We start from the raw sequence: 14,818 nt of genomic DNA, 5'->3' as shown, positions 1-14,818 counted from the left end.
GGAAATTGACCGCGAAGGACCGTGTCTCGTTGAAGGCGGGAAAGCTCGCCGCCGCCTTGCCGACACAGACCAGGAGCAATGGCGGGTCAAGCGAGACCGAGGTGAAGGAGTTGGCGGTCATGCCGCGTGGATTGCCGTCGCCATCGCGCGTGGTGATGACGGTGACGCCGGTGACGAAGGTGCCGAAGGCACGACGCAAGGCGATCGGGTCGATCGTCCTTTGTGCCACCGCGTCCGCCATTGCTTTCCTCCTAAGTGTCGGATGAAAGCTAAGCAGGCGCCGGCTGGCGTTCTTCCTCCGGTCTGTAGGAAAGATGGTGCGGCGTGCTGCTGTTATCCCGAGCAAGCCTGAGCGCGGCGAGCCTGTGCCTGCGGCAACTGCCGCATCGCAACGGTGGTGGCGAGGTCAAGAGAGCCTAGCGGGCCATCGGCACGCGGCTGTCGATGATGCCGCTGAGACGGATCGCCAGTTCGACCGCGAAGCGCTGTTCGGGCGTGTCGAGACGGATCCCGAACAGTTCCTCCATGCGCGACAGGCGATAGCGCAAAGTGGTGACATGCAGGCCGATGGCGTCGGCGCAGGCCTGGCTGCGGCAGCCCTCGCGCAGATAGGCAAACAGCGTGTCGAGATAGGGCGTGCCGTGCTCGCGGTCATGCGCGATCAGGGCGCCGACACTGTCCTCGACGAAGCCGCGCACGTCGGGAGCGTCGGCGGCGGCGACCAATATCGGCAGCGGACCGAAATCCTGGCCGGCAAAAACGCCGGTGCGGCCGAAGGAACGGCCGATGCGGATCATGCGGCGGCACCGCTCCCAGGCGATGGGATAATCGGCCAGCGCGGCACAGGCCTCGGAAAGCACCACCACCGGTTCGCGCTCGAAATAGCGGCCAAGCTCGGCCGCGATCCTGTGCGGCAATTTCGCGAAGCGCGCGCCGTCCTGCCCGGCATCGGCCGGAACAAGGCAGACAAGCCCATCCTCCACCGCGATAGCCGTGCCGGCAATGCCGGCCTGCTGCAGGAGACGCACGAGCGCATGATGCGGATCGGCAAGGCCGATGGCACCATCCTTCACCTGCTCGGCGAGGTCGACGACGATCATCTTCTGCGCAACGGTCAAGTCGAGCCCCAGCCGGCGGGCGCGATTGACGATATCGGCCTCGTCGCGCCAGCGGCGCTCCGCCACCTCCAGGAAAAGCTCGGTCAGCGAACGCGTCTCGAAACGGAAGCGCACGAAGCTGCGCATCATCTGCACGCTGAGCGCGAATTTGGCGCTGTCGAGCAGCATCTGATCGAGTTGGCCCGACGCCTGCGGTGTCGGGAAAATCATCAGGGCACCAACCACTTCGGCATCAATGGTAAGCGGCTCGATGCGCACCGAAAGCTTCAGCTGTCGCTTGCCGTCATCGACGAACAGCGTCTCGGTGTGGCGTCCGTCGGACGCGCCGCGCGCGATCTTGAAGATCTGCCGGCTCAGCGTTCCGCTCACCGCCTGCTGCCAGGAGGCGATGTCGAAATGCGCCTCGCTCGGGGAACGGCCGGCGACGACCAGATTGGCATGGAAATCGATCACCACCACCGGATTGGGCAGAAGCTCGCTGACCTTTTCAGCGAGCGAAACCACGGACCCGTCCGACAAGGCCTGCTGCAGAAGCGAGGTGTGCGCCGAAAGCGCGCGTTGCAGGCGTTCGCCGGCCTGCTTCTCCTGGCGCAACCGATGCTGCTTCTCGACCGCGATCTCGCCCAGATGCACGATCATGCCGATGAAGGCGATATCCTCCGCCGTCACTTCGGTGATCTCGCGCGAGACGACGGTCAGCACCATCGGCCGGCCGTCCTCGTCGACGCAGTTCATCGGCATGACCAGCACGCTGCGGTAGTCGCGCTCGAAGGCCTCGCGGCGATAGCCCGGGAACTCCTCCGACACCCGCGCGTCCCTGATGTAGACCGGCTCATTGCGGTTGAGCGCGACGATCGAGGGACTGGTGGCCAGTTCCCAGCGGTCCGGCAGCGTGCGGTGAATGAGCGTCGGATCGTGGCGCACGATGACATAGGCGTGGCCATGCGGGGCATCGATGCCCATGATCGAGCCCAGCGTCCATTTGGCATGACGGCAGGCCGCCAGCACGAGGTCGCGCAGCACGGACTGGAGATCGCCGCCCGAATTGATGAGGCTGGCGGCGTCCCGCAAGGAGAGAATTTGCGACTCGTGGTCCACGCCTGATCTTCCGCCACTCGCGAAGGGCGAATTTTAGCCGTCGCGGATATATCAACGCTACACCGCTTCCACGCGGGGCGCACGCCGATTCTTCCTACGAACCGGAGGAATACCCGTCGATTGGCGCGCATTAGATTTGAGCTTCTACGTGGAGAGGCCAAATCATGGAATTGCGAAAGATCTGTACCTTCATCGAGGAAGTGCACTTCGAAGGCAGCAGGGCGGCCGCCAGGCCGGTGACATCGATCGTCGTCGCCGCCGTCCTGGGCAATCCATGGGCCGGCCGCGGTTTCGTCGAGGATTTGCGGCCGGAAATTGTCGCCATCGCGCCCCGGCTCGGGCAGGAACTCACGCACCGCCTGATTGGGCTGATGCCGGCGGAACGCATCGAAAGCTACGGCAAGGCCGCCGCCGTCGGAACTGCCGGCGAGATCGAGCATGCCTCCGCCATGATCCACACGCTGCGCTTCGGCAATGTCTTCCGCGATGCCGTCGGCGGCACGACCTATCTCGAATTCTGCAACACACGCAACGCCCCTGGCGCGCTGCTGTCGCTGCCGATGATGCACAAGAGCGAGAACGGCCGCCGCTCGCATTTCATCACCGCCAACTTCCAGATTGCCGACGGCCCGGCCGCGGACGAGATCGTCGTCGCCATCGGCGCTGCGGATGGCGGCCGCATCCATCCCCGCATCGCCGACCGCTTCCAGGACATGGCCGAGATGGAGAAAGAGCGGCTCGCCGTTCAAGCCTGACACAGGCATAGCCGGGCTTGGCCTCTTGATCGCCTGACGTTAGCCTGCGATTGCCGAACGCGGGAGTGACATGTGACGATACGGCCGATCGTGAGATTTCCCGATCCTCGTCTACGCTCCGTCGCCGAGCCCATATCGGTCTTTGACGAGGACCTGCACCGGCTTGCCGGCGATCTCACCGACACCATGCGCGCCGCTCCGGGCATCGGCATCACCGCGCCTCACATCGGCATCCTGAAGCGACTGGTCGTCCTCGAACTGTCGCCTTCGGCGGGCCTGCGCAGCTACGTCAACCCGACCATTCTTTGGGCATCGGGCGAAATGATCCGCCATATCGAAGGCAGCGTATCCATGCCAGGGGTCACCGAGGAAATCGAACGGCATGCACACGTCCGTATCGGCTACCAGACCCTGGATGGCGACGAAGCTGTCGAGGAGGCCGAAGGCCTGCTCTCTGTCTGCCACCAGCACGAGATCGACCAACTCAACGGTGTCTTCTGGATCGAGCGGCTCTCCCGCCTGAAGCGGGAGCGGCTGGTCAAACGATACCAGAAACAGCAGCGGGGCTTTTAGTCGACGGCCCCATGCATCCGCCGTCGCCAGGCCGGGCACAAGTCCAGCGCTCCCTGGCCTCAGATCACCGCTTCTTCGAGGAACGGCTCGTTGCGCGCAATGCGCTCGTAGCAGAACGGGGTGAGATCAAGCGTCTGAAAAGCGCCGTGGACGATCAGCTCCGACACCGCCCGGCCCACGGCCGGCGACTGTTGCAGCCCGTGCCCGGAAAAACCGTTGGCGAACATGAAGTTGGTCACCTCCGGATGGAAGCCGACAATGCCATTGTGGTCGAGCATGTTGTATTCGTAGTGGCCGGTCCAGCTGGTCTGGACCTTCAGCGCATCGAAGGCCGGAATGCGATGCCAGAGCGCCGGCCAGATGTAATCGTCGAATTCCTCGAAATGCATTTCGAAGTCGTCATAGTCCGCCGGGCCGTCGCCCTGCGGCGTGTTGCCGGTGAGGAAAAGCTCGCCTTCCGGMCGCACGAAGGTGCCGGAGAGGTCGATGACGTTGGGCATCCGCCCGGGGATCGGCGTGGCGCTGGCGAAGACGAAACTGTAGCGCTTGTAGGGAGCGACCGGGATGGACAGGCCAGCCATGGCGGCGACCTGCTGCGCGCGCGGACCGGCGGCGTTGACCAGGGTTCCGCAGGAAATCACCTCGCCGGTCGCCAGCCGGGCCGAGACGACACGCCCATCGGCGAGTTCCAGTCCATTCACGGCGTTGTCGATATATTCTACGCCGCTGGCGCGCGCCGCGCGGCGGAAGCCGTTCAGCAGGCCCATGGAATCGAACCAGCCCTCTTCGCGCGCGCCCCACGAACCGCCGCCGAGATCCTTGACATTGAGCCAGGGAAAACGTTCCTTCAGCGGGCCCGGCTCGAGGAAGACGGTGTGAGCGCCGAGGCTGCGCTGCAGGTCGACGCGTTCGCGCGCGGCCTCCACGCCGTCGGGCGAGCAACAATAGAGATAGCCATATTCCTTGAAGCCGAGATCGGGCGCCGGCTCGTCCTTGTAGAAGGGCGCCATTCGCTCCGGAAAATGGCGGATGATGTCGATGCCGAACTGGCTGATCTTCACATTGATCGGATTGGAATATTGCTGGCGGATGGCGCTGGTGGAGAGCGCGGTCGAAGAAAAGGTGTAGCTCGAGTCGCGCTCGATCACGAGGATCGAGGCGCCATTGCCCAGCGCCTGGCTGAGCCAATAGGCCGTCGACGAGCCGACCACCGCGCCGCCGACGATGACGATATCGTAGGCAGTGCGCGACGGCGCCTTGTAAGGAGGAATTGCCACGGTCTGTCTCCGGTCTACTGATTGAATGAAGCGATCAGGGCATCCGAGCCCCGTGCCAGCAGGCCGAGGTCCGACCCGACGGCGACCATGGTGAAGCCGTCGGCGAGGTAGCGGTCGGCATCGGCCTTTGCCGGCGCCAGTATGCCGCTGGCCTTGCCTGCTGCCTTTGCGGCCTTGCGCACCGAGGCTATCGCCTCCTGAACATGCGCGGCACCCGGATTGCCCATCGCGCCCATATTGGCGGAGAGGTCACCGGGGCCGACGAAGAGGACGTCGACACCGTCGACGGCAGCGATCTCGGCAGCGTTGGCCACGCCTGTCTCGCATTCGATCTGCACGGCGAGAAGCTGCTGCTCACGCGCCTTGGCGTGATAGCCGGCGATGCGGCCGAAGGCGTTGGCGCGATGGCCAACGGAGAAGCCGCGAAACCCGCCGGGTGCATAGGTCATCGCTGCAACAATGGCGCGGGCCTGCTCGGCCGTGCGCACATTGGGGATCATCAGGCTGCGTGCGCCGATATCGAGCGCCTGCTTGATCAGATTGGCATCGTCGGAAGGCAGCCTGACAACGGCCTCACTATCGAAGCCGGCCGTGACCTGAAGCTGCGCCATGATGCTGCGCAGATCGTTGGGGCTATGCTCGCCATCGATCAGCACCCAGCCGGCGCCGGAGCCGGCGACGATCTCCGTGGTGAGGGCGGAAGCCAGCGAGCACCAGATGCCGATATGAGCCCGGCCAGCCGTCACGGCGGCCTTCAGAACGTTGCGGCGCTCGTGCATTTCGCGGTGGTCTCCAGCCAAAGAAGGTGCATTGAAATTTGTATGATGTCCTATATCATACGGCTTTGCCACGATGCAAGATGCGCCCGACCGCTGAGCGACCATGAACTGTCAAATGGAAAGGAATAAATCGATGCGCGGAACCGGCAAGGCCGATGTCTTCGTCATGCTGGCCCATCCCGTGGGCCACGCCAAGAGCCCCGGCATGTTCAACGAGATCTTCGAGCAGAAGGGCCTCGACAGCCTGATGGTGCCGTTGAGCTGTCGGCCGGAGGATTTCGACACCTTCTGGGCCGGGATCACGGCGGCCGAGAACATCCGCGGCGTCATCATCTCGGTGCCGTACAAGGTCGCGGTCTACCACAAGTGTTCTGCCGCGCATGACCGCGCGGCACGGGTTGAGAGCGCCAATTCGGTGCGGCGGCTGCCCGATGGAAGCTGGTACGCCGACAATTTCGACGGCGTCGGCTTCATCGACGGGCTGAAGGCGGGCGGGCACCAGATTGCCGGTCGCCGCATCCTCCAGGTCGGTGCCGGCGGCGCCGGTGCGTCGCTGACCTACTGTCTGGCCGAGGAAGGCGCGGCGGAGATCCGGCTGACCGACATCGACAGGGGACGCGCGGAGAAGCTGGCCGCGCTGGTCGGCAAGTCTTTTCCAAAATGCCGTATCGAGGTCGGCCAGCCCGATCCGTCCGGCATGGACATGGCGATCAACGCCACGCCTTCCGGGCTGAAGGCCAGTGATCCGCTGCCCATGGATGTGAGCAAGCTGACGCCTGACATGACGGTCGTCGACATCATCATGGAACCGGCCGAGACGGCGCTGCTCAAGGCAGCGAAGGCGATCGGCTGCCGCGTCCAGCCCGGACGCCCGATGATGGACTTCCAGGTTGAAGCCATGGCCGAATTCTTCGACATCGAGCGCAGGGATCGCAGCCATGGCTGAGCCACTGACGGCCGTCGTCATCGGCGGCACCTCCGGCATAGGCCGCGCGATTGCCTTGCGCTTCGCCGAAGACGGCTACCAGATCGTCGTCGCCGGCCGGGACGCGACACGAGGCAAGGAAGCGGCCAACGCCTGCGAGGCAGCGGGCGCGCCGTGCGCTTTGTTTGTCCAGACCGATGTCGCAGAAGCGGCCTCGGTGGAGGCATTGGCCGAAGCGGTCAGCGCTGCGTTCGGCACGCCTGAAGTCGTCGTCAACTGCGCCGGCATGCTGCAGAGCGGCAAGCATGTGCTCGACCAGGACCTGGACGAGGACGAGAAGATGTGGCGGGTCAACTATCGCGGCACGCTGCTGGGTTGCCAGGTGTTCGGCCGGCTGATGTCGGCSGCCGGRCGCGGYGCGATCCTGAATGTCGGCTCGCTCGCCTCCTTCGCGCCGCTGTCGCTGCCRGCCTACACGCCYGGCAAGCACGCGGTCCTGGCRCTGACSCAGATCCTGGCSGCRGARCTCGGCCCGCATGGGGTGCGTGTCAATGCGGTGGCGCCCGGCTACACGCTTTCCGACGGGTTGAAGGCGAGGATCGCCAACGGTGAGCGCAACCCCGAAGCGATCCAGGCGACCACGGCGTTGCGCCGCTTCGTCGAGCCGCGCGACGTGGCCGAGGCGGCGCTATTCCTCTGCTCTGATCGTGCCGCGTCGATAACCGGTGTCACCTTGCCTGTCGACGCCGGCTGGCTCGTGCAGGCGCCCTACGCACAGTACCTGCAAGGCAATCCCATCCGGCGCACGCCGGCAATCTGACCCCATCCGGCGGATGCCGGCAACCCGACAAGGACAACCAGTGAGCGATATCCAGCGTTTCGACTTCGACACCCGCATCCATCACGGCGTCATCCACAATGGCACGCTCTACCTCACCGGCCAGGTCGCGAGACCAGGCCAGTCCGCCTCCGACCAGATGCGCGAGGCGCTCAGCAAGATCGACGCACTGCTGGCGAAGGCAGGCACCGACAAGACCCGCATCCTGCACGTGCAGATGTGGCTGGACGACATCAGGGATTTCGACGAGGTCAACACGGTGTGGGACGCCTGGATACCGAATGAGCACGCGCCGGCGCGTTCCTCCGGCGAAGGGCGGATGGCCAAACCTGGGATGCTGGTCGAGCTCATCGTCACCGCGGCGGTTTGAATGGTCCTGCCGGTTCGGGCATCATCGCGAATCGGGTGAGAGGGAGACTGATGACGAAGCGCAAGCCGCTTTCCACCGTCGTGGCGGAGAGCCTATCGGAAAAGATCCGTTCCGGATCGTTACTGCCCGGCGCGCAATTGCCGACCGAGGCGGAGCTTTGCGCCGAATACGATGTCAGCCGCACCGTGGTGCGGGAAGCGGTGGCGCGGTTGCGCTCCGACGGCATGGTGGTGCCGCAGCAAGGGCGCGGCATGTTCGTCAGCGAAACCCCAGTGCGGCGCAATTTCTCGATACCTGACGAGGCGCTGAGGACCTTGCCGGAAACCATCGCCTTGCTCGAGCTGCGGTTGAGTGTCGAAGTAGAGTCCGCCGGCTTGTGCGCGGAACGGCGAACCGACGCGGAGGCGAACGGCATCCGAGCGCTGATGGAACAGGTCGACGCCCAGCAGGCGGATCCGGCCGTCGTCCAGATCCACTACGACTATGATTTCCACCTGGCGATCGCCAGGGCGGCACGCAATGAATTCATCCACGGCTTCCTCGCCTATCTCAGGCCGATGATCGTGCCGCGCTTCCAACTCGGCTACGTGGTCACGCCGGAGCGCAAGGACAGCTACTACACGCGCATCCACAACGAGCATAAAGCCATCGTCGACGCCATCGAAAGGCAGGACGGCCGCGCCGCGCGCCAGGCCATGCGCAAGCATTTGCACAACAGCCTCGGGCGTGTGCGGGCGCTGGCCCGGGCTTCCGGCGTCGAGGCGACGGAGGCGGAGCAGAAGGCGGCGGCGGCCTCGCTGTTCACCGATATGAAGAGGCCCTCGCCCACCGGCGGATAGAGCCGGTGACGTCGATCGTACGGTCCTTCGCCGGCAACTAGATTAGCCGTGCATTGCGAAAGCCATGTTTTTGTTGCGCTGGCTGACCGAAAGCGCTTTCAGCAGGCAGAAAATGTCGTTTTCCTGCCGTTTCCCCTGATTTTCAGCCTCGGCGCCGGAGTGACCGACTGCCCGGTTTTCGGGCGAGAAAAGAAAATTCGAAAGTTTATCTTTCCTTTTTGCTGGTTTTCTTGGTTTCGCGGCGCCGGCCAGCGCCGCACATTGAAATCCAGGCAAACGGGGAAGCCCAGGTGACGACAGCCTTCATCACAGGAGCAACGAGCGGCATAGGACGAGTCATGGCGATCGCATTGAGCGATGCCGGCTACGACGTCTATGCGGTCGGACGCAGCCAGGCCGCACTCAAGGCGTTGCAGGCCGAACGGCCCGGCATCGTGCCGATCGCCGTCGACATCACCGATCGCGAGGCGCTGGAAGCGGTTCTGGCGGATCTGACCATCGACGTGCTGATCAACAATGCCGGGATCATGCCGCCGCTCGGCAATTTCGCCGACATGAAGATATCAGACATCGACACCACGCTGGAGATAAACCTCAGCGCGGCGATCCTGCTCACCCGCCTGGTCGTGCCGCAGATGCGCGAGCGGCAGTCCGGCCACATCCTGTTCACCGGTTCCACCGCGGGGCATGCGGCCTATTCCAACATTGCCGTCTATTCAGCCACCAAGGCGGCGATATCAGGCTTTGCCGCAGCACTCCGCGCCGACCTCTCGCCATCAGGCATTCGCGTCACCGAGATCGTCGCCGGCCGCGTCGAGACGCCGCTTTACCAGGACATACTCGACGCCAAGGCACGCGCCGCCATGTACGCCTCCAAAGTGGTGCAGCCGGACGACGTGGCCAGGATGGTCGTCGCCGTGCTTGCGCTCCCCGCATGGGCGGACGTTACCCGTTTCGACATCATGCCGACCTGGCCGACTTCGCCAAGCGGCACCAAGTAAGGAAAACTTTAAATGAAGGATCTTTCCGTTCTGATCGTTGGCGGCGGCGCCGGCCTCGGCGCTCTCCTGGCTGAGATGGCTGTCGAGGCGGGGGCGGCGAAGATCGGCATCATCGACATCAATCAGGAGGCCGCAGAGTCCGCGCTCGCGCCGGCAAAGGCCAAGGGCCTGCCGACAGCGGCGGCGGCATGCGACATCCAGGTTGGCCCGCAGTGCCACACGGCCTTCGACGCCATCGTTTCCAAGCTCGGGCGCATCGACACGCTGATCAATTGCGCCGCGATCTATCCGCGCCGCCCGCTTCTGGAAATCAGCGACGCCGATTGGGACGCCTCCAACGGCATCAACATCAAGGGCACCTACCACATGATGGTGGCGGCGGTTCGCCACATGCAGGCGCAGGAGCCAAAGGCCCATGTGCGCGGCCGCATTGTCAACCTGACCTCCGTCGACGCCTTCAAGGCGCATCCGCAGAACGCCCATTATGCGGCAACCAAGGCTGCCGTCGTCAGCCTGACGCGTTCCTTCGCCCATCACGTGGCGAAGGACGGCATTCTGGTGAACTCGGTGGCGCCCGCCGGCATGGCCACGGAGAAAGCAAAGGCGCTCGGCTTCCTGGAGGAACTGGCTAAGGCAAGCCCGCTCGGCCGCGGCGCCGAGCCGACCGAGATTGCCGAATGGGTGCTGATGACGGGTGGCCCGAAGAACACTTACATGACCGGCGAAAACGTCATTGTTTCAGGTGGTTATATCTACGCCTGAGGCGGCTTTATGCAGCCACCGACGGCTGAAATACGGCATTGCATGATCGACGGAGCCTCGAGCGGAAGGAGCGGAATTTTCGATGACCGGCAAGCTGCGCCTTCCCTCGCTGAACGCGCTTCGCGTCTTCCACGCCGTGGCGCAGCACAAGAGCTTTCGCCAGGCCGCGGATGAGTTGCTGGTCACACCGCAAGCGGTCGGCCAGCAGATCAAGCTGCTGGAAGACACGCTCCAGGTGACGCTTTTCGAGCGCAAGGGCCGCTCGATCGAGTTGACCGAGTCCGCCATCCTTCTCTCGCACTACATCAAAGCCGGCTTCGACGAGTTTTCGGAAGGTGTACGCCGCGTCACCAAATCGACCTACCGCGACCGCATCAACCTCAATGCGAGCCCGTACTTCGCCACTCACTATCTGCTGCCCAGGCTTTCGCTGTTCCGSGARATCCTGCCGGGGGCGGATCTGCGCCTGACGACSATGGTCGACCTGCCCGATTTCGGCCGCGACGACATCGATATGACGGTGCAGTGGGGCTACGGCAACTGGCCGGACTACGAGACCACGCTGCTGGTGCCCGACCCGAAGATCATCTGCTGCACGCCAGCGATCGGCGAGAAGATCAAGTCAGCGCATGAGTTGACGAAGTTCACACTGCTCGACACCGTCAAGTCGAAGCGCCTGTGGCCGGACATATTGCGCCACCTCGGCGTCGAGCTGACGGATGGCGACCGCAGCATCAGCTTCGACGACGCGGCGACCATGCGCCGGGCAACCCTTCAGGGTATCGGCGTCGGCCTGGTCTCGGTCATCGACGCCGAGGAGGATTTTCGGGCGGGCACGCTGGTCGCGCCGATCGGCCGCGACGCCATCGCCGATATGCGGCCGGAGGAAATCCCCGGCTTCTATCTGGTCGTCCCGCGCGGGCATCTGCGCGTGAAGGCGGTGGCCGCCCTGCATCGATGGCTGGCCCAGCAGGATTGGCGAAACGACCTCGCGATCTCCTTGCCGAAACCGACCCCGCTTTCCGACTAGCAAGCGGCTTCGAGACCGAGCCCCGAAAGGTCTCTTTCGCGGCTCCAACAACAAGAAACGGAACAACCTCAACAGCGGAGACGACAACAATGAAGACGATGAAATGGGGGGCTGCGGCCCTGGCCCTTGGCCTCGTGCATTTTTCGGCGCCGGCGCAAGCCGCCGGCGGCAAGACACTCGACACGGTCAAGGCACGCGGCGTGCTGAATTGCACCGGCCATGACGGCTCCTATCTCGGCTTTGCCGAGGTGGACGACAAGGGCAACTGGAAGGGCATGGACATCGATCTCTGCAAGGCAGTGGCCACGGCGGTGTTCGGCGATCCGACAAAGCTGAAGGTCGTTCCGATCAGCTGGGCGCAGCGCTGGCCGGCGTTGCAGTCGGGCGATGTCGACATCATCATCAAGGCATCCGGCGGCACGCTCAGCCGCGACACCGAACTCGGGTTGCAATTCTCGATGTCCTACTACCTCGGCACGACCAAGGTGATGGCGCACAAGGAACTCAATCTGAAGTCGTTGAAGGATGCCGCAGGCGGCACGATCTGCATTCCTGCGGGCACGTCGCAGGAACAGCAGGTCGCGGCCTATTCGGCCAAGCTTGGCATCAAGCTCGAGCCTGTGCTCATCGAAAAGACCGAGGAACTCGAGCAGGCCTATTTCTCGGGGCGCTGCGATCTCTATGCGCAGTGGGGTCCGACGCTGGCCATCGCGCGCATCGCCAAGGGCAAGGTCGAAGACCACGTCATCCTGCCCGACGTGCTCGCGGTCGAGCCTGAAGTCATGATCATGCGGCAAGGCGACGACAATTGGGTCGACATCGCCAACTGGACGTTGAGCACCCTGATCTTCGCCGAGCAGGAAGGCATCACCTCCAAGAATGTCGACGAGATCAAGGCCAAGCCGACCTCGCCGCAGGTGGCAAAATTCCTCGGCGTAACGCCAGGCATGGGCAAGGGTCTCGGGCTCTCCGACGACTGGGCCTACAAGGTGATCAAGAATGTCGGCAATTACGGCGAGATCTTCGATCGCGACCTCGGCAAGGGCTCGCCCTACAAGATGGACCGTGAGCTGACCAACCTCTGGAACAATGGCGGTGTCCTGTTCCCGTTGGTCATCGACTGATCGGGTCTGAACGCATCCTGTTCCCAGGCTTCGCCCGGCCTCTGCCGGGCGGAGCCGATGGCAATTTCGAGGAAGATTGATCGATGGTCAGCCTGCTGAGAAATCAGAAGGTCCGCAACACGCTGTTGCAGATTCTCTATGTCGGCTCGATCGCAGCCCTGGTGCTTGCCGGGGTCGTGATCGCGCGGCGGAATCTGGCTGAGCAAGGCATCACCTCCGGTTTCGACTTCCTGTTCAAGTCGACCGGCTGGGATGTGAACTTCACGCTGCTGCCCGCCACCGCCAATGACCCCTATTGGTGGTTCTTCCTCATCGGCATCACCAACACGCTGTTCCTGGGGACCGTCGGCCTGATGCTGGCGACGATCGTCGGCACCATTGTCGGCCTGGCACGGACCTCCTCCAACGAATTGGCGCAGCTGCTCGGCCGCACCTATGTCGACATCTTCCGCAACATCCCGCTGATCCTCCAGGTCTTCTTCTGGTACGCGCTGATCACGCATCTGCCGCCGCCGCGCGCCGCGCACGAAGCCTGGGGCTTTCTGCTCACCAGCCGGGGGCTYTACATCCCGTTCCCGAATGTCGGCGGCGTGACAATGGCGCTGGCCCTGTTTGCCTTGCTCGCGGCAATGGTGCTGCCGCTCTGGCTGGGCAGCACATCGCGGCTGAACCAGGCAATCGGTCAGCGGCGTGGCATCCAATTCGCCACAGCGGCGGCAGCGCTTGCCGGCGCGGCGGTCATCCTGGCGGTCGGCCGTTTGCCCGACGCGCCGTTCGTCGATTTTCCGGCGCTGCAAGGCCTGAACCTCAGGGGCGGCCTGCGCATTCCACCGGAGTTTTCCGCGCTGGCCATCGCCATCGCCATCTATGGCGGTTCCTACATCGCCGAGATCGTGCGCGGCGGCTTCAAGTCTGTCGGCAAGGGCCAGATGGAAGCGGCGCTCTCGCTGGGCCTGAGCCCCTGGCGGGTGTTCACGCTGGTGCGGCTGCCGCTGGCTCTGCGCGCCATGCTGCCTATCCTCGCCAACCAGTATGTCTGGCTGATGRAGGCGACCACGATGGGCATCGCGGTCGGCTTCACGGATTTCTTCATGATCGTTGCGCTGACGATCAATCATTCCGGCCAGACCCTCGAAGTGATCGGCATCCTGATGGCAGGCTTCCTCGCGATTAACCTCAGCCTGGCCGCGCTGTTCAACCGCCTCAACAAGGCCATTGCCCTCAAGGGCAATCAGTTGAGGGGTTGAGCCATGGAGATGGTCGCTCCGCCCACCCCCGGAAAGCTTGAGGATTTGAGGCGACGCTTTTTCGCGACGCCGCTTCAGGCCGTGATGTCGCTGATCTCTCTGGCGATCATGGCTTTCATCGTCTGGAAGCTGCTCAACTGGGCGGTCTTCTCGGCCGTCTTCACCACCAGCGGCGGACCCGAGGCCTGCCAGGCCGCGGCCGGGGCCTGCTGGTCGGTCATCGCGGCCAGGTGGCGCATCATCCTCTTCGGCCTCTATCCCTATGAGGAGCAATGGCGCTCGGCGCTGGCCTGCGTGGCCGTGGTGGTCATGACGATGCTGAGCTGTATTCCAGCCTTCTGGACAGGCCGCCGCATCGCGCTGGTATGGGGCATCGGCACCACCGTCTTCTACGTGCTGATGAAGGGCGGCGTGCTCGGTCTGCCCTTCGTTGGCGAGGAAGCGTGGGGCGGGCTGGCGCTGACCCTGTTCATCTTCGTCACCACCTGCCTGATCGGCTTCCCGCTTGCAATCTGCCTGGCCTTGCTGCGCCGGTCGGAGCTGCCCTGGATTTCCCGCACCACCGGCCTGATCATCGACGGGGTGCGTTCGCTGCCGCTGATCTCGATCCTGTTCACATTCGCCATCGTGCTGCCGTTCGCGCTGCCGCAGTGGCTGCAGGGCGACAAGCTGTACCGCGTGATCCTGGGTTCGGCCCTGTTCTTCTCCGCCTACCAGGCGGAGATCGTGCGCGGCGGCATGCAGGGCGTTCCCACGGGACAAGAGGAGGCAGCCATGGCGCTCGGCATGCGCTATTGGCAGCGCATCGGCCGCATCCTGCTGCCACAGGCGATGCGCAACGCGCTGCCAGCGACGATCAACCAGTTCGTCATCTCGTTCAAGGAGACCTCGCTGGTGGTCATCGTCGGCTTCTTCGAGATCCTGGCTTCCGGCAATGCCGCCTATGGAACCGGCGAATGGCGCTTCGCCTATGTCGAGGTCTACGCCTTCATCGCCTTCATCTACTTCGTCTTCGTTTTCAGCCTGTCCCGCTACGGCGCCTTTCTCGAGCGCCGCATGTCGGTCAGCGAACGCTAGGGAGG

The 14,818-nt window shown here is 64.0% G+C and carries 17 protein-coding genes; 12 read left to right on the top strand and 5 right to left on the bottom strand.

The window, feature by feature from the left end; genetic code table 11:
* Both AC1DX0_RS10170 and AC1DX0_RS10165 read right to left on the bottom strand, forming a co-directional pair.
* On the bottom strand, nucleotides 1–241 hold a 241-nt coding region (locus AC1DX0_RS10170; protein ID WP_477355215.1), incomplete at its 3' end, for a flavin reductase family protein.
* 175 nt (nucleotides 242–416) lie between these two features.
* Nucleotides 417–2,216: a helix-turn-helix domain-containing protein gene (locus tag AC1DX0_RS10165; RefSeq protein WP_477220858.1), complete on the bottom strand. Its 1,800-nt coding sequence runs from the start codon at nucleotides 2,214–2,216 to the stop codon at nucleotides 417–419.
* Between the two features lie 164 nt (nucleotides 2,217–2,380).
* Between AC1DX0_RS10165 and AC1DX0_RS10160 the strand changes: the two genes are divergently transcribed.
* Both AC1DX0_RS10160 and AC1DX0_RS10155 read left to right on the top strand, forming a co-directional pair.
* On the top strand, nucleotides 2,381–2,971 hold the full coding sequence (locus tag AC1DX0_RS10160) for an amino acid synthesis family protein (protein WP_477220857.1): 591 nt from the start codon (nucleotides 2,381–2,383) through the stop codon (nucleotides 2,969–2,971).
* A gap of 72 nt (nucleotides 2,972–3,043) precedes the next feature.
* Entirely contained in the window at nucleotides 3,044–3,544 is a 501-nt protein-coding gene (locus AC1DX0_RS10155; protein WP_477220856.1) for a peptide deformylase, read from the top strand.
* A gap of 59 nt (nucleotides 3,545–3,603) precedes the next feature.
* Here AC1DX0_RS10155 and AC1DX0_RS10150 read toward each other — a convergent pair whose 3' ends face one another.
* Together AC1DX0_RS10150 and AC1DX0_RS10145 are read right to left on the bottom strand one after the other, a co-directional pair.
* Nucleotides 3,604–4,821: an NAD(P)/FAD-dependent oxidoreductase gene (locus tag AC1DX0_RS10150; protein ID WP_477220855.1), complete on the bottom strand. Its 1,218-nt coding sequence runs from the start codon at nucleotides 4,819–4,821 to the stop codon at nucleotides 3,604–3,606.
* Between the two features lie 14 nt (nucleotides 4,822–4,835).
* The gene (locus tag AC1DX0_RS10145; protein WP_477220854.1) at nucleotides 4,836–5,600 is read right to left on the bottom strand and encodes an HpcH/HpaI aldolase family protein; all 765 of its coding nucleotides are present in this window, start codon (nucleotides 5,598–5,600) and stop codon (nucleotides 4,836–4,838) included.
* A gap of 133 nt (nucleotides 5,601–5,733) precedes the next feature.
* Here AC1DX0_RS10145 and AC1DX0_RS10140 point away from each other — a divergent pair, with 133 nt between their 5' ends.
* The 4 genes from AC1DX0_RS10140 to AC1DX0_RS10125 are packed head-to-tail and all read left to right on the top strand — an operon-like array spanning nucleotide 5,734 to nucleotide 8,572.
* Nucleotides 5,734–6,546, top strand: a complete 813-nt coding sequence (locus AC1DX0_RS10140) for a shikimate dehydrogenase family protein (protein WP_477220853.1) — start codon at nucleotides 5,734–5,736, stop codon at nucleotides 6,544–6,546.
* Entirely contained in the window at nucleotides 6,539–7,345 is an 807-nt protein-coding gene (locus AC1DX0_RS10135; RefSeq protein ID WP_477220852.1) for an SDR family NAD(P)-dependent oxidoreductase, read from the top strand. Before AC1DX0_RS10140 ends, AC1DX0_RS10135 begins: the two co-directional genes overlap by 8 nt.
* A 40-nt stretch (nucleotides 7,346–7,385) precedes the next feature.
* A complete protein-coding gene (locus AC1DX0_RS10130; RefSeq protein WP_477220851.1) occupies nucleotides 7,386–7,733 on the top strand; it encodes a RidA family protein in 348 nt (115 codons plus the stop codon).
* 50 nt (nucleotides 7,734–7,783) lie between these two features.
* On the top strand, nucleotides 7,784–8,572 hold the full coding sequence (locus AC1DX0_RS10125; protein ID WP_477220850.1) for a FadR/GntR family transcriptional regulator: 789 nt from the start codon (nucleotides 7,784–7,786) through the stop codon (nucleotides 8,570–8,572).
* Nucleotides 8,573–8,614: 42 nt separating this feature from the next.
* Here the strand turns inward: AC1DX0_RS10125 and AC1DX0_RS10120 are convergent, their stop codons facing one another.
* Entirely contained in the window at nucleotides 8,615–8,848 is a 234-nt protein-coding gene (locus tag AC1DX0_RS10120) for a hypothetical protein (RefSeq protein ID WP_477220849.1), read from the bottom strand.
* 14 nt (nucleotides 8,849–8,862) lie between these two features.
* Here AC1DX0_RS10120 and AC1DX0_RS10115 point away from each other — a divergent pair, with 14 nt between their 5' ends.
* The 6 genes from AC1DX0_RS10115 to AC1DX0_RS10090 all read left to right on the top strand — a co-directional run bounded on the left by AC1DX0_RS10115 (nucleotide 8,863) and on the right by AC1DX0_RS10090 (nucleotide 14,813).
* Nucleotides 8,863–9,573: an SDR family oxidoreductase gene (locus tag AC1DX0_RS10115; protein WP_477220848.1), complete on the top strand. Its 711-nt coding sequence runs from the start codon at nucleotides 8,863–8,865 to the stop codon at nucleotides 9,571–9,573.
* A 12-nt stretch (nucleotides 9,574–9,585) separates the two neighbouring features.
* Nucleotides 9,586–10,335 (top strand): SDR family NAD(P)-dependent oxidoreductase, encoded by a 750-nt coding sequence (locus AC1DX0_RS10110; RefSeq protein WP_477220847.1) that lies wholly within the window; start codon nucleotides 9,586–9,588, stop codon nucleotides 10,333–10,335.
* An 82-nt stretch (nucleotides 10,336–10,417) separates the two neighbouring features.
* Nucleotides 10,418–11,365 (top strand): LysR substrate-binding domain-containing protein, encoded by a 948-nt coding sequence (locus AC1DX0_RS10105; protein ID WP_477220846.1) that lies wholly within the window; start codon nucleotides 10,418–10,420, stop codon nucleotides 11,363–11,365.
* Nucleotides 11,366–11,454: 89 nt separating this feature from the next.
* Entirely contained in the window at nucleotides 11,455–12,489 is a 1,035-nt protein-coding gene (locus tag AC1DX0_RS10100; protein ID WP_477220845.1) for an amino acid ABC transporter substrate-binding protein, read from the top strand.
* An 83-nt stretch (nucleotides 12,490–12,572) separates the two neighbouring features.
* Nucleotides 12,573–13,736, top strand: coding sequence for an ABC transporter permease subunit (locus AC1DX0_RS10095; RefSeq protein ID WP_477355212.1), 1,164 nt, complete (start codon nucleotides 12,573–12,575; stop codon nucleotides 13,734–13,736).
* 84 nt (nucleotides 13,737–13,820) lie between these two features.
* Entirely contained in the window at nucleotides 13,821–14,813 is a 993-nt protein-coding gene (locus AC1DX0_RS10090) for an amino acid ABC transporter permease (protein WP_477220843.1), read from the top strand.
* Nucleotides 14,814–14,818: the final 5 nt, after the last annotated feature.

Source organism: Mesorhizobium sp. P3_A9, assembly GCF_056402975.1.
Note: the sequence above shows the minus strand (reverse complement) of the source record. Positions and strands in the feature narration are given on the sequence as shown.

Excerpts from the sequence above, each read along its gene's own strand:
- AC1DX0_RS10160 (WP_477220857.1), top strand. The coding sequence starts at position 2,381 with ATGGAATTGCGAAAGATCTGTACCTTCATCGAGGAAGTGCACTTCGAA.
- AC1DX0_RS10145 (WP_477220854.1), bottom strand. The coding sequence starts at position 5,600 with ATGCACGAGCGCCGCAACGTTCTGAAGGCCGCCGTGACGGCTGGCCGG.
- AC1DX0_RS10140 (WP_477220853.1), top strand. The coding sequence starts at position 5,734 with ATGCGCGGAACCGGCAAGGCCGATGTCTTCGTCATGCTGGCCCATCCC.
- AC1DX0_RS10125 (WP_477220850.1), top strand. The coding sequence starts at position 7,784 with ATGACGAAGCGCAAGCCGCTTTCCACCGTCGTGGCGGAGAGCCTATCG.
- AC1DX0_RS10110 (WP_477220847.1), top strand. The coding sequence starts at position 9,586 with ATGAAGGATCTTTCCGTTCTGATCGTTGGCGGCGGCGCCGGCCTCGGC.
- AC1DX0_RS10100 (WP_477220845.1), top strand. The coding sequence starts at position 11,455 with ATGAAGACGATGAAATGGGGGGCTGCGGCCCTGGCCCTTGGCCTCGTG.
- AC1DX0_RS10090 (WP_477220843.1), top strand. The coding sequence starts at position 13,821 with ATGTCGCTGATCTCTCTGGCGATCATGGCTTTCATCGTCTGGAAGCTG.